This is a genomic window from Micromonospora sp. TSRI0369, from assembly GCF_001905625.1.
Taxonomy (GTDB): domain Bacteria; phylum Actinomycetota; class Actinomycetes; order Mycobacteriales; family Micromonosporaceae; genus Micromonospora; species Micromonospora echinospora_A.
In genome coordinates, this window is record NZ_LIVU01000013.1 from 56,563 (window position 1) to 68,914 (window position 12,352).

Below are 12,352 nucleotides of genomic sequence, written 5' to 3' on the forward strand. Positions count from 1 at the left end.
GTTTGTTCGGTTTGACGAACAAGCGTTCTCGCGTTCAGGATAATGGACATGCGTACGGCATACCGAACGGGCGACGCCCGGGTGCTCCGCGACGTCGCGGCCATCGGCGCGGCGATGCTCGCCGTGGGCGCGTCGTTCGGCGCCGTGGCGGTGGCCGCCGGCCTGCCCGCCTGGGCCGCACTGGCCATGTCGGCGATCGTCTACGCCGGTGGCGCCCAGTTCATGGCAGTGGGCCTCGTCGTGGCCGGCAGCCCGCTCGCGGCGGTCCTCGCCGGCCTGCTCCTCAACGCCCGGCACCTGCCGTTCGGCCTGGCCCTCGGCGGCGCGCTCGGCTCCCGGCGCTGGCAGCGGCTGCTCGGCAGCCACCTGATGACCGACGAGGCGACCGCGTTCGCGTTGGCCCGCCCGGCCGGACCGGGGCGGCGCCGGGCGTTCTGGCTCGCCGGGGTGCTGCTCTTCCTGGCCTGGAACACCGGCACCGCGCTCGGCGTGCTCGCCGGCGGCGCGGCCGGCGACCCGGCCGCGCTGGGACTCGACGCCGCCTTCCCGGCCGGGCTGGCCGCCCTGCTGCTGCCCAGCCTGCGTGACCGGGAGACGCGCCGGGTGGCGCTCCTCGGCGCCGGCCTGGCCGTGCTGGCGACCCCGCTGCTGCCGGCCGGGCTGCCGGTGCTGCTCGCGCTCGCCACGCTGGTACTGCCGATGCTGGCCCGCCGCCGCCCGCCCGCCGCGCCCGCCGTGCCGTCCGACAGGGACGCCGCGCCGAGCGGCGATCCGGTCTCCGTGCCGGACACGGCCGGACGCGGACCGGTGGACGACGCCGAGGCCCGGCGGGATGTGCGGGCGGGGGAGGTCTCGTGCTGATCGCCGTGATCCTCGCGCTGGCCGCCGGCACCTACGGCTTCCGCGTCGCCGGGGTGCTGCTACGGGACCGGCTGGACCTGCCGGAATGGGCCCGGCACCTGCTGCCGGTCGGCGCCGCCACGCTGCTGGCCGCGCTCGCCGCCACCGCGGCGCTGACCGAGGCCGGTGGCTTCGCCGGGTACGCCCGGCCCGCCGGTGTGCTGGTCGGCCTGGTGCTCGCCTGGCGCCGGGCGCCGTTCGTGCTGGTCGTGGTCGCGGCGGCCGCCACCACCGCGGTACTGCGCCTGCTCGGGGTGAACTGACCCGGCATCGGCAGGCGCGCACGAGAACGGCCCCTCACCGCCGGAGCGGGAAGGGGCCGGTTCCGGGTACGTCCGGTCAGACCTTGTCGCCGATGTTCACCCGGGGCGCGGGAGCGCGCATCCGGCGGAACGTGATCGACCGCATGATCGCGTAGAAGTAGATCGAGCCGAGCTTCTCGGTGCTCTTCGGGAAGCGCTCGCGGATCAGCCGCTTGATCTTCCGGGAGATCAGCACCGAGTCGATCAGCACGCCGAGCGCCAGCGCGCCCCACAGCAGGTTCGACAGCAGCCGCACGATCGGCGGCATGGCCTGGTTGGAACCGACCAGCACGATCAGCGCACCGCCGAAGAACCAGGTGCCGACCGTACGCCGGGAGTCGACCACGTTGCGGGCCAGCAGCCGCTCGGGGCCCCGGTCACGCGGGCCGCCCTCGCGACGGAACTCGGCGGCGGCCTCGGCGCGGGCGGCGCGGCGCTGCGCGCGGGCCTCCTCCTTGGTCAACGGCTTGGCCGGCGCGGTCGGCCGACGCCCGGCGACCGGACGCTTCGGCGTGACCTGCCCGAGTTCCTTCTTGCTGGGCGTGTAGCCCCGGGGACGGGCGGCGGAGGACTCCTCGTCGGTCGTCACAGTGGTGACGGACTCCTCGACGAGGTCGGCGGACTTGCGGCGAAACAGCGACGGCACGCGGCAAGGGTAGCCAACCGGCCGCGCCCGGTGCACATCACGGGTGCACCGGGCGCGGACGGTCGAGTGAACGGGACGGTCAGGGACGTTCGACGTGCGCGCCGAGGTCGGCCAGCTTCGCCTCGAAGTCCTCGTAGCCGCGGTTGATCAGGTCCACGCCGTACACCCGGGAGGTGCCCTCGGCGGCGAGCGCCGCGATGAGGTGGCTGAACCCGGCCCGCAGGTCCGGGATGACCAGGTCGGCCGCGTGCAGCTTGCTCGGCCCGGCGATCACCGCGGAGTGCTTGAAGTTGCGCCGGCCGAAGCGGCACGGGGTGCCGCCCAGGCAGTCCCGGTAGACCTGGATGTTGGCGCCCATCGTGTTCAGCGCCTCGGTGTAGCCCAGCCGCTGCTCGTAGACCGTCTCGTGGACGATCGACAGGCCGCGGGCCTGGGTGAGCGCGACCACCAGCGGCTGCTGCCAGTCGGTCATGAAACCCGGGTGTACGTCGGTCTCCAGCGCCACCGCGTTCAGCTCGCCGCCCGGGTGCCAGAAGCGAATGCCGCCCTCCTGGCCCGGGCTGCCGCCGCGCGGCGGGCGCAGGTCGGTGACCTCGTACTCGCCGCCGACCGAGCGGAAGATGTTCAGGAAGGTCATCATGTCGGCCTGCTGGGCGCCAAGCACCTCGACGTGCCCGCGGGTCGCCAGCGCCGCCGCCGCCCAGCTGGCCGCCTCGATCCGGTCCGGGATCGGCCGGTGGGTGTAGCCGTGCAGCTTCTTGACGCCCTGGATCTCGATCACCCGGTCGGTGTGCACCTTGATGATCGCGCCCATCTTCTGCAGCACGCAGATGAGGTCGATGATCTCCGGCTCGACCGCCGCGTTGCGCAGCTCGGTGACGCCCTCGGCCATCACCGCGGTGAGCAGCACCTGCTCGGTGGCGCCCACGCTCGGGTACGGCAGCGCGAACTTCGTGCCGTGCAGCCCGTTGGGCGCGGACAGGTGCAGGCCCTCCGGCGTCTTGTCGACCGTCGCGCCGAACTCGCGCAGCGCCTGGAGGTGGAAGTCGATCGGCCGCGGGCCGATGTGGCAGCCGCCCAGGTCGGGGATGAACGCGTGGCCGAGCCGGTGCAGCAGCGGGCCGCAGAACAGGATCGGAATCCGGCTGGAACCGGCGTGCACGTTGATCTGGTCGGTGCTGGCGCTCTCGACGTTCGAGGGGTCGAAGACCAGCTCGCCCTCCTCGTCGCCGTCGCTGACCTTGACGCCGTGCAGGCCGAGCAGACCGCGGACCACCTCGACGTCACGGATACGGGGCACGTCGAACAGCCGGCTGGGTGTGTCGCCGAGCAGGGCGGCCACCATCGCCTTGGACACCAGGTTCTTCGCGCCGCGCACGCGGATCCGCCCTTCAAGCGGAGTGCCTCCGTGTACGACCAGGACGTCGTCGGTCAACGCAACCTCCAGCGCGTTGGGTACTGCTGTGTCTAGTGATGGGTGCACGACGTTCATCGCTACCCGGAACGCGGCCATGGGAAAACGGGCCGCGTGTGTCATCGCCCCGGCAGCATAGCCCTCCGTGACGAAAATGGAATCGGTCACAACACCAGCGAGGGCACGAACCGGGTGTCCGGTGCGTTTGTGTGCCAGTGGGGTGACCGAGGGTGATCAGGCTCCCGGAAGCGCGAGCATCTGGTCCAGCGCCGACCGGGCGTGTCGGGCGGTCTCCGGATCGACTGTGATCTGGTTGACCACGCGGCCTGCGACCAGCTCCTCCAGCGCCCACACCAGGTGCGGCAGGTCGATCCGGTTCATCGTCGAGCAGTAGCAGACCGCCCGGTCGAGGAACATGATCTGCTTGTCCGGGTGGGCCAGCGCGAGCCGGCGGACCAGGTTCAGCTCCGTACCGACCGCCCACGCCGAGCCCGCCGGCGCCGCCTCGATCGTCCTGATGATGAACTCGGTCGAGCCCACCAGGTCGGCGGCGTTCACCACCTCGTGCCGGCACTCCGGGTGCACCAGCACGTTCACGCCCGGCACCCGCTCACGTACGTCGTTGACGCTGTCGAGCGTGAAGCGGCCGTGCACCGAGCAGTGACCGCGCCACAGGATCATCTTCGCGTCCCGCAGCTGCTCGGCGGTCAGCCCGCCGTTGGGCTTGTGCGGGTCGTAGAGCACGCAGTCGTCGAGCGAGAAGCCCATCTCCAGCACCGCCGTGTTGCGGCCCAGGTGCTGGTCGGGCAGGAACAGCACCTTGCTGCCCTGCTCGAACGCCCAGTCCAGCGCGCGCTTGGCGTTGGACGAGGTGCAGACCACGCCGCCGTTGCGGCCGACGAAGCCCTTGATGTCGGCCGAGGAGTTCATGTACGTCACCGGAACGGTGTCGGCCGCGACGCCCAGGTCGGTGAGCGTGTCCCACGCGGCCTCGACCTGCGACAGCACCGCCATGTCGGCCATCGAGCAGCCGGCCGCCAGGTCGGGCAGGATCACCTTCTGTGCGTCCGAGGTGAGGATGTCGGCGCTCTCGGCCATGAAGTGCACGCCGCAGAAGACGATGTACTCCGCGTCCGGCCGGGCCGCCGCCTCCCGGGCCAGCTTGAACGAGTCGCCCGTCACGTCGGCGAACTGGATCACCTCGTCGCGCTGGTAATGGTGCCCCAGCACGAACACCTTCGTGCCGAGCGCGGCCTTCGCGGCGGCGGCGCGCGCCACCAGATCGGGGTCGCTCGGCGCGGGGAGATCACCCGGACACTCCACGCCACGTTCGGTGGCGGGGTCGCTGCCGCGGCCGAGGAGCAGCAGCGCCGTGGCGGTGTTGGACGGCTCAACCCAGGTCGAAGTCACGCCCCCATGGTCCCACAGCGCGCCCGCGCCGCAGCCGCCTCGGATGTGGCCTGCCACACTGCTGCGCATGCGCGTGCTGCTCTGCCCGGACAAGTTCGCCGGCACGCTGTCGGCCCCCGAGGTGGCCGCCGCGGTGGCCGAGGGCTGGCGGGACGTCGCCCCCGGCGACGAACTGCTGGTCCGGCCGCTGGCCGACGGCGGACCGGGGTTCGTCGAGGTGCTCGCCGAGGCGCTCGGCGGACGCCGGCTGCCGGTGCCCACCGTCGACCCGCTGGGCCGCCCGGCCACCGGTGAGATCCTGCTCACCGACGACGGCACGGCGTACCTGGAGAGCGCCCAGGCGTGCGGCCTGCACCTGCTCGCCGACGCCGAACGCGACCCGAAGGCCACCACCTCGTACGGGCTGGGGCTGCTGGTCACCGCCGCGGTCGAGGCGGGCGCGCGCACAGTGGTGGTGGGGCTGGGCGGCTCGGCCACTAACGACGGCGGCGCCGGGATGCTCGTCCCGCTCGGCGTCACCCCGCTCGACGCCGCCGGCCGGGCCCTGCCGTACGGCGGCGCGGCGCTGACCGCGGTGGCCGCGCTCGACGGCGAGCCCCGGCTGCGCGGCGCGACGCTCGTCGCCGCCACCGACGTGGACAACCCGCTGCTCGGGCTGCACGGCGCGAGCAGCGTCTTCGGCCCGCAGAAGGGCGCCGACCGGGCCGACGTGCTGCTGCTGGACGCCGCGTTGCAGCGTTGGGCGGAGGTGCTGACCGAGCGGCTGCCGGGCTGCCCGCCCGGGCTGGGAGCGCTGCCCGGCGGCGGCGCGGCCGGCGGCCTCGGCGCGGCAGTGCTGGCGCTGGGCGGCCGGTGCGAATCCGGCATCGGGCTGGTCACCCGCGCGGTGCGGCTGGACGCCGCGCTCGACGCCGCCGACCTGGTGATCACCGGCGAGGGCTCGTTCGACCACCAGTCGCTGCGCGGCAAGGTGGTCGCGGGCGTGGCCGGGGCCGCCCGGGACCGGGGCGTGCCCTGCGTGGTGCTGGCGGGACGGGTGAGCACCGGACGGCGGGAGGCCGCCGCGGCGGGCGTGACCGACGCGTACAGCCTGGTGGAGCACTTCGGCGGCGAGGAGCACGGGGGAGTGGACGCGGCGATGACGCGCCCGGCCGAGGGGCTCCGCGCGCTCGGCGCGCGGCTGGCCGGGCAGTGGAGCCGCTGACCGGTTCCGCTGGTCACGCCGCCGGGTGGTGACGCCGACGGCGGCGTACGATCGAAAGACGGACCACACCGGGAATCACTGGCGGACGTGCGGCGTTGGCCAGGACGTCCGGACCTATACCGCGCAGGGAGACTTCCACGTGACCACGCCAGCGCAGACCGAGTCGACCGAGGCCAAGGCCCCCAGCACCGTCGTCCTCACCGACGTCGCGGCGCAGAAGGTCAAGGCCCTGATCGAGCAGGAGGGCCGCGACGACCTGCGGCTCCGGGTCGCCGTGCAGCCGGGTGGCTGTTCCGGCCTGCGGTACCAGCTGTTCTTCGACGAGCGTTCGCTCGACGGTGACATCGTCACCGACTTCGACGGTGTCGAGGTCGTCGTCGACCGGATGAGCGCCCCCTACCTGACCGGCGCCACCATCGACTTCGCCGACCGGATCGACGCCCAGGGCTTCACCATCGACAACCCGAACGCGGGCAACTCCTGCGCCTGCGGCGACTCCTTCAGCTGAGTCGACGCACCGACCGAAAACGGCGGGCCGTCCCCGACTGGGGCGGCCCGCCGCTTCGTCGTACCCCGTGCGTGACGTCCGGGTGTGCGCTGATCGACCGGTTGGTGACCGACCGCCGTCCGTCCGGTCCGGGGGCCGGTAGGCTGACCGCGCCGTGCTCCCGACCACGAGGGTTGACATGAAGATCGCCGTAACCGGCTCGATCGCGACCGACCACCTGATGAGCTTCCCGGGCCGGTTCGCCGACCAGCTCATCGCCGACCAGCTCGACAAGGTCTCGCTCTCCTTCCTCGTCGACGAGCTGGTCCTGCGGCGCGGCGGCACCGCCGCCAACATCGCCTTCGGCATGGCCCAGCTCGGGCTGCGCCCGGTGCTGCTCGGCGCGGTCGGCGCCGACTTCGCCGACTACCGTTCCTGGCTGGAGCGCCACGGCGTCGACTGCGACTCGGTGCACGTCAGCGAGGTGGCGCACACCGCGCGCTTCGTCTGCACCACCGACACCGACATGTGCCAGATCGCCTCCTTCTACGCCGGGGCGATGAGCGAGGCCCGCAACATCGAGCTGCAGCCGGTGGCGCAGCGCCTCGGCGGCCTCGACCTGGTGCTGGTCAGCGCCAACGACCCGGCTGCGATGATCCGCCACTCCGGCGAGTGCCGGGACCGCGGCTACGCCTTCGTCGCCGACCCGTCCCAGCAGCTCGCCCGGATGGACGGCGAGGACGTGCTCGGCCTGGTCGAGGGCGCCGACTACCTGATGACCAACGAGTACGAGAATTCGCTGCTGCAGAGCAAGGCCGGACTGACCGACGAGCAGCTGCTCGACCGGGTCAAGGTGCGGGTCACCACGCTGGGCAAGCAGGGTGTGGAGATCGCCGGCCGGGAGATCGGCACGATCCGGGTGCCGATCGCCCGGGAGATCCAGGCGGTCGACCCGACCGGCGTCGGCGACGGCTTCCGGGCCGGATTCTTCGCCGCGCTCGACTGGGGCGTCGGCCTGGAGCGCGCCGCCCAGGTCGGCTGCCTGCTCGCCACGCTCGTGCTGGAGAACTTCGGCGGCCAGGAGTACGAGGTCCGCCGCGACCTGTTCGTGAAGCGACTCGCCGAGTCGTACGGTGACGCGGCCGCCGAGGACGTCCGGCCGCACCTGCTGTGACCGGCGCGGCCGTCCCGGGGGGCGGGGTGGACCCGGAGGCGGTCCGCCCCGGCTCCGGCGGCCCGGTTCTCGTCGCCTTCGCCGGGCTGCCCGGCGTGGGCAAGACCACCCTGGCCGCCCGCGTCGGCGTCGCCCTGCGCGCCCCGGTCCTGCCGGTCGACCCGGTCGAGCGGGCCCTGCACCGCTACGGCCTCACCGGCGACGTGCCGGGCATGGCCGCGTACGGCGCGGTCGCCGGGCTGGCCGAGGTGCAGCTCGGCCTGGGGCTCAGCGTGGTGGTCGACGCGGTGAACCCGGTCGCCAGCGCCCGGGGCCTCTGGCACGACGTGGCCGAACGGGCCGGCGTGCCGCTGCGGGTGATCGAGGTGCACTGCGGCGACGAGGCGGAGCACCGCCGCCGGGTCGACGCGCGCCCGCCCGAGGACGGCACCTGGGAGCTGACGCTGCGCCGCCGCGCCGAGTACGAGCCGCTGATCGGCCCGCGCCTGGTGGTCGACACCGCCGTGGCGGCCGACCCGCTGCCGGGCATCCTCGCCTACCTCAGCTGAGCGTTGGGTGTTAAGAAGGGCCCCTTCCTCTACCCGAGGCGTTAACAAGGGGCCCTTCCTTACACCCGGACGTCGTAGGCGGGCCCCTCGTGCGCGGCGAGGAACTCGTGCCCGCGCATCCGGCACCACGCCGGGATGTCCACCGCCGCCGCCGGGTCGTCGGCCAGCACCCGCACCACCGCGCCCGCCGGCAGCCCCGGCACCAGCCGGGCGAGATTGATCACCGGCAGGGGACAGCGCTGCCCCCGGCAGTCCAGCACCTCGTCCGGCTCGCTCACAGGTCCGTCACCCCCGCCTCCGCCCGCAGGTCGGCGACGATCCCGGGCAGCTCGGTCAGGAACCGCTCGACGTCCGCCTCGGTGGTCTCCCGGTGCAGCGACACCCGCACGTTGCCGTGCGACAGCACCCCCATCGCCTCCAGCACGTGCGACGGCCGCACCGTCGACGACGTGCACGACGAGCCGGACGACACCGCGAACCCGCGCCGGTCCAGCGCGTGCAGCAGCGCCTCGCCGTCGACGTACAGGCAGGAGAACGTCACCAGGTGCGGCAACCGGTCCACCGGGTCGCCGACCACCTCCACGTCCGGCACCTCGGCCGCCACCCGCGCCCGGATCCGGTCCACCAGCGGACCCAGCCGCGCCGCCTCGGCCGCCGCGTCGGCCGCCGCCGCGCGCAGGCTCGCCGCCGCCGCCACCACCGCCGGCAGGTTCACCACCCCCGGGGTACGCCCCGACTCCCGCTCGTCGGCCGGGTACGGCGACTCCCACCGGGCGCCCTTGCGCACCACCAGCAGCCCGACGCCGGGCGGCCCGCCCCACTTGTGCGCGCTGGCGGTCAGCACCGACCAGCCCGCCGGCAGCGGCGCCCGGCCGACGAGCTGCGCCGCGTCCACGTACAGCGGCACGCCCGCCTCGGCGCACAACTCGGCAGCGGCGGGCACCGGCTGCACCGTGCCCACCTCGTGACTGGCCCCGATCAGCGCGGCCAGGGCCACGCCGGGCGCGGCCACCGCCGACGCCCAGGCGTCCAGGTCCACCCGGCCCGACCGGTTCACCGGTACGGACACCGCCGCGCCGCCGGCGGCGGTGTGCCGCTGCGCGGCGTGCAGCACCGCCGAGTGCTCGATCGCCGAGTGCACCAGCGTCGCCCCGGCCCGCCGCCGCCCGGCCAGGGCACCGAGTACGGCGGCGTGCGCTGCCGCCGTACCGCTGGGGGTGAAGGACAGCTCGTCGGCGCGGACGCCGAGCGTCTGCGCGGCGGCCTCCCGCGCGGCGTCGAGGAGCTGGCGGGCCCGGCGGGCCGCCGAGTAGAGCCGGGCCGGGTCGGCCCAGCCGTCGTCCAGGGCGGCCAGCATCGCCTGCCGCGCGACCGGATGCAGCGGAGCCGCGGTGGCGGCGTCCAGGTAGACCGGGGAGGCGCTCATGACGTTCCACGCTATCGCCCGGTTACGCCCAAGATCCCCCCGATGGGGGTGGACAGCGACCCCAAGACGGCCTGGCCGGTCATGGTCGAGTAATCTGCGACCGTCGGTGACGCCTTTGCCGTCGGTGTCAGGGAGAACAACCGCCGCGGCGCGCTAGGGAGGCAGGACCAGGTGGTCGCAAGGAGTTCGGAGGTACGGCGCTCGGCCGTACGGGACAGCGCTTCCCCGGGAGCCGGTGGACGCCGGCGGCGTGGCGCTGGTCGAATCGCCGGGCTCGGTCTCGGCGCGGCGGCGCTGCTGGTCTCGCTCACCGGCTGTGACGTCGGCAAGGCGTTCGGCGGGTTCGGCTGGCCGCAGGGCGGCATCACGCCCGAGTCGCAGCGCATGTACGACCTGTGGATCGCGTCCTGCATCGCGGCGCTGGCCGTCGGTGTGTTCGTCTGGGGCCTGATCTTCTGGTGCGTGGTCCGCTACCGCAAGCGCGGCAACGAGCTGCCGGTGCAGACCCGCTACAACCTGCCGATGGAGTTCCTCTACACCATCGCGCCGATCCTCGTGGTCTCCGTGCTCTTCTACTACACGGCGGTCGTGCAGACCGACGTGATCAAGGAGTCGAAGAACCCGGACGTCACAGTCGAGGTCGTGGCGTTCAAGTGGAACTGGCAGTTCAACTACCGCGACGGCGAGGGCCGCGACGCCAACACCGTCGCCTCGGTGCTGGGCACCAGCGAGGTCATCCCGGTGCTGGTGCTGCCCAGCGGCCGCTCGATCCGGTTCGAGGAGACCAGCCGCGACGTCATCCACTCGTTCTGGGTGCCGGAGCTGCTGTTCAAGCGCGACGTCATGCCGGGCAACGTGCGCAACACGTTCGAGGTCTCCAGCATCGACCAGGAGGGCGCGTTCGTCGGCCGCTGCGCCGAGCTGTGCGGCAGCTACCACGCCTTCATGAACTTCGAGCTGCGGGTCGTCTCGCCGGAGAAGTACGACCAGTTCCTGGCGGCCAAGAAGGCCGGCAAGTCGACCCAGGAGGCGCTCGGCGCGATCGGTGAGCCCGAGTACGCCACCGAGACGAAGCCGTTCGACACCCGGCGTGACGTGAACAACTTCAACCCGTCCGACGCCCAGGCCGGCGCGGGAAGCTGAGAGGTCCGGCATGAAGACCGAGTGGAAGATCTTCCTCACCATCGCCACGTTCCTCCTCGGCGCGGCCATCCTCTACGGCGCCTGGACGTACGCCGACAGCGACGGCCGCATCGAGTGGATCGGCACCGTGGCGCTGCTGCTCTCCTTCCTGCTCTGTGCCATGTGCGGCGGCTTCTTCTGGTTCGTCTCCCGCCGTATCGACCTGCGCCCCGAGGATCGGCCGGACGGCGAGATCGCCGACGGCGCCGGTGAGGTCGGCTTCTTCAGCCCGGGCAGCTACTGGCCGTTCGGTCTGGCGCTGGCCGCCGCGATCGCCGGTCTCGGTCTGGTGTTCTGGCAGTTCTGGCTGCTGGGACTGGGCATGGTGGCGGTGGTCTTCGCCACCTGCGGGCTGCTCTTCGAGTACTACTCCGGCACCCGCCGCACCGCCGAGCACTGACCCGAAGCACCACCGCAGGCCCGCACCCCTCCCGGGGTAGCGGGCCTGCCGCTTTCCCCCCTCCCGCCTACCCCCGCGCTGCGCGCGTTGATCATGAAGTTGACGGCATCGGCGGTCCTTTTTGTCCCCGCCAACCTCATGATCACCGCCCGTGCGGTCGGCCTGGCGCTGTCCCGCTCCGCCTCCGGCGCGCTGCCGCCCGGCGAGATCAACACCAGCTCGCCGAAGTGGTGGTGTCGCGGAGCCTCTGATGGCACCACTTCGGGGAAATGGTGTTGATCAAGGGTGATGATGCCGCCACTTCGGGGAAGTGGAGTCGATCAAGCCGGGGTGAGGGGCCTTCTGTCTGACTTATCCCTCTCGGGGCGGGGCGCTGTCGGAGATCTTGGAAGATTGGGGCCCTTCTGGCGGGCCATGAGCGCCGTTTCCTTCCAAGATCTCGTCGCGCGGCTTGGCCTGGTGGGCGAAACCGCAGTCCGTCTCCCATGGCGCGGTGCCGTCACGGGGTCACCGCCGACACTCACGCCCAAGGCCCAACGCCTGCCGTGCTCCCGGCACCCGCCCTGCCCCGTTGATCAAGGAGTTTGGGGCAATTTCGCGCACCGCCGGTGACACAAACCCCTTGATCACCGCTTCGGACGGGGGAACGCCCGCCCCTGCAGGCCACGGGGAGGTGATCAAGGAGTTTGTGTCCGCCTGGACAACCGTGGGGGACACAGACTCCTTGATCACGAGCGGCGGGCGGTTGGACTGTCGGGCGTGGCGGGGGCGGGAAGGGTGGGCGGCCGCGCCCAGCGGCGTAAGCAAGCGGCGCGGACAGGCGCGGGTGCGCGGAGAGGGTGCAGCAGGGGTGCGGCGCGGTGCGCGGAAAGTGCAGAAGGTGCACGGCGCGGAAGGCGCGCGGCACAGGAGAAGGCGTAGCGCAGGAATGGCCCGGCGCAGGAACGGCGCGGTGCGCGCGGGAACGACGCGGCGCGGGAAGAGGCGCGGTGCGGCGCGGGAAGGGCGGGAGGGGAGGGGAGGTCAGGCGGCCTGGGGGTGGGACGGGCGGCGAGGGCGGCGGCCGGACAGGCGCGTCGGGCGGAAGGTGAACGTGGCGATCACCACTGCCGCGCCGCAGCCGGTGCAGATCAGCTCCGGGCAGTCGACGCCGTGCCCGTCGCCGCAGGGCGGCGCCTCGAACAGCACGACGTCCTCGCAGGTGTCGCAGTGCAGCTCGCGGTCAGACACGGGGGCTCCTCTCGCTCCGGGCACCGGCC

14 protein-coding genes are annotated in these 12,352 nt (G+C 72.9%); 8 read left to right on the plus strand and 6 right to left on the minus strand.

The window, feature by feature from the left end:
* Positions 1–48 precede the first annotated feature (48 nt).
* Complete coding sequence (locus tag AMK25_RS28640) at positions 49–861, plus strand: AzlC family ABC transporter permease (RefSeq protein WP_073831482.1); 813 nt, start codon at positions 49–51, stop codon at positions 859–861.
* Positions 855–1,163 carry an AzlD domain-containing protein gene (locus AMK25_RS28645; protein WP_073831483.1) on the plus strand — a complete coding sequence of 103 codons (309 nt, stop codon included), beginning with the start codon at positions 855–857 and terminating at the stop codon, positions 1,161–1,163. The genes AMK25_RS28640 and AMK25_RS28645 overlap by 7 nt, the downstream gene beginning before the upstream one ends.
* Before the next feature lie 76 nt (positions 1,164–1,239).
* On the opposite strand, the gene AMK25_RS28650 is transcribed toward AMK25_RS28645, so the two are convergent.
* From AMK25_RS28650 to nadA, 3 genes are all read right to left on the minus strand, one after another.
* Positions 1,240–1,848 carry a DUF3043 domain-containing protein gene (locus AMK25_RS28650; protein WP_073831484.1) on the minus strand — a complete coding sequence of 203 codons (609 nt, stop codon included), beginning with the start codon at positions 1,846–1,848 and terminating at the stop codon, positions 1,240–1,242.
* A 79-nt stretch (positions 1,849–1,927) separates the two neighbouring features.
* A complete protein-coding gene (gene murA, locus AMK25_RS28655; protein WP_030500128.1) occupies positions 1,928–3,283 on the minus strand; it encodes a UDP-N-acetylglucosamine 1-carboxyvinyltransferase in 1,356 nt (451 codons plus the stop codon).
* Positions 3,284–3,496: 213 nt separating this feature from the next.
* A complete protein-coding gene (gene nadA / locus AMK25_RS28660) occupies positions 3,497–4,672 on the minus strand; it encodes a quinolinate synthase NadA (protein WP_073831485.1) in 1,176 nt (391 codons plus the stop codon).
* Positions 4,673–4,715: 43 nt separating this feature from the next.
* Here nadA and AMK25_RS28665 point away from each other — a divergent pair, with 43 nt between their 5' ends.
* The 4 genes from AMK25_RS28665 to AMK25_RS28680 all read left to right on the plus strand — a co-directional run bounded on the left by AMK25_RS28665 (position 4,716) and on the right by AMK25_RS28680 (position 8,085).
* Complete coding sequence (locus tag AMK25_RS28665) at positions 4,716–5,876, plus strand: glycerate kinase family protein (RefSeq protein WP_198937696.1); 1,161 nt, start codon at positions 4,716–4,718, stop codon at positions 5,874–5,876.
* 139 nt (positions 5,877–6,015) lie between these two features.
* Positions 6,016–6,384, plus strand: a complete 369-nt coding sequence (gene erpA, locus AMK25_RS28670; RefSeq protein ID WP_043329360.1) for an iron-sulfur cluster insertion protein ErpA — start codon at positions 6,016–6,018, stop codon at positions 6,382–6,384.
* 178 nt (positions 6,385–6,562) lie between these two features.
* A complete protein-coding gene (locus AMK25_RS28675) occupies positions 6,563–7,537 on the plus strand; it encodes a carbohydrate kinase family protein (protein ID WP_073831487.1) in 975 nt (324 codons plus the stop codon).
* A complete protein-coding gene (locus tag AMK25_RS28680) occupies positions 7,534–8,085 on the plus strand; it encodes an AAA family ATPase (RefSeq protein ID WP_073831488.1) in 552 nt (183 codons plus the stop codon). Before AMK25_RS28675 ends, AMK25_RS28680 begins: the two co-directional genes overlap by 4 nt.
* A 59-nt stretch (positions 8,086–8,144) precedes the next feature.
* On the opposite strand, the gene AMK25_RS28685 is transcribed toward AMK25_RS28680, so the two are convergent.
* Positions 8,145–8,363: a sulfurtransferase TusA family protein gene (locus AMK25_RS28685; RefSeq protein ID WP_073831489.1), complete on the minus strand. Its 219-nt coding sequence runs from the start codon at positions 8,361–8,363 to the stop codon at positions 8,145–8,147.
* Positions 8,360–9,511, minus strand: a complete 1,152-nt coding sequence (locus tag AMK25_RS28690; RefSeq protein WP_073831490.1) for a cysteine desulfurase family protein — start codon at positions 9,509–9,511, stop codon at positions 8,360–8,362. The genes AMK25_RS28685 and AMK25_RS28690 overlap by 4 nt, the downstream gene beginning before the upstream one ends.
* Before the next feature lie 171 nt (positions 9,512–9,682).
* Between AMK25_RS28690 and ctaC the strand changes: the two genes are divergently transcribed.
* The gene (gene ctaC / locus AMK25_RS28695) at positions 9,683–10,654 is read left to right on the plus strand and encodes an aa3-type cytochrome oxidase subunit II (protein WP_030500135.1); all 972 of its coding nucleotides are present in this window, start codon (positions 9,683–9,685) and stop codon (positions 10,652–10,654) included.
* 10 nt (positions 10,655–10,664) lie between these two features.
* Positions 10,665–11,093, plus strand: coding sequence for a cytochrome c oxidase subunit 4 (locus AMK25_RS28700; RefSeq protein ID WP_073831491.1), 429 nt, complete (start codon positions 10,665–10,667; stop codon positions 11,091–11,093).
* Between the two features lie 1,023 nt (positions 11,094–12,116).
* On the opposite strand, the gene AMK25_RS28705 is transcribed toward AMK25_RS28700, so the two are convergent.
* On the minus strand, positions 12,117–12,323 hold the full coding sequence (locus AMK25_RS28705; RefSeq protein ID WP_073831492.1) for a hypothetical protein: 207 nt from the start codon (positions 12,321–12,323) through the stop codon (positions 12,117–12,119).
* Positions 12,324–12,352: the final 29 nt, after the last annotated feature.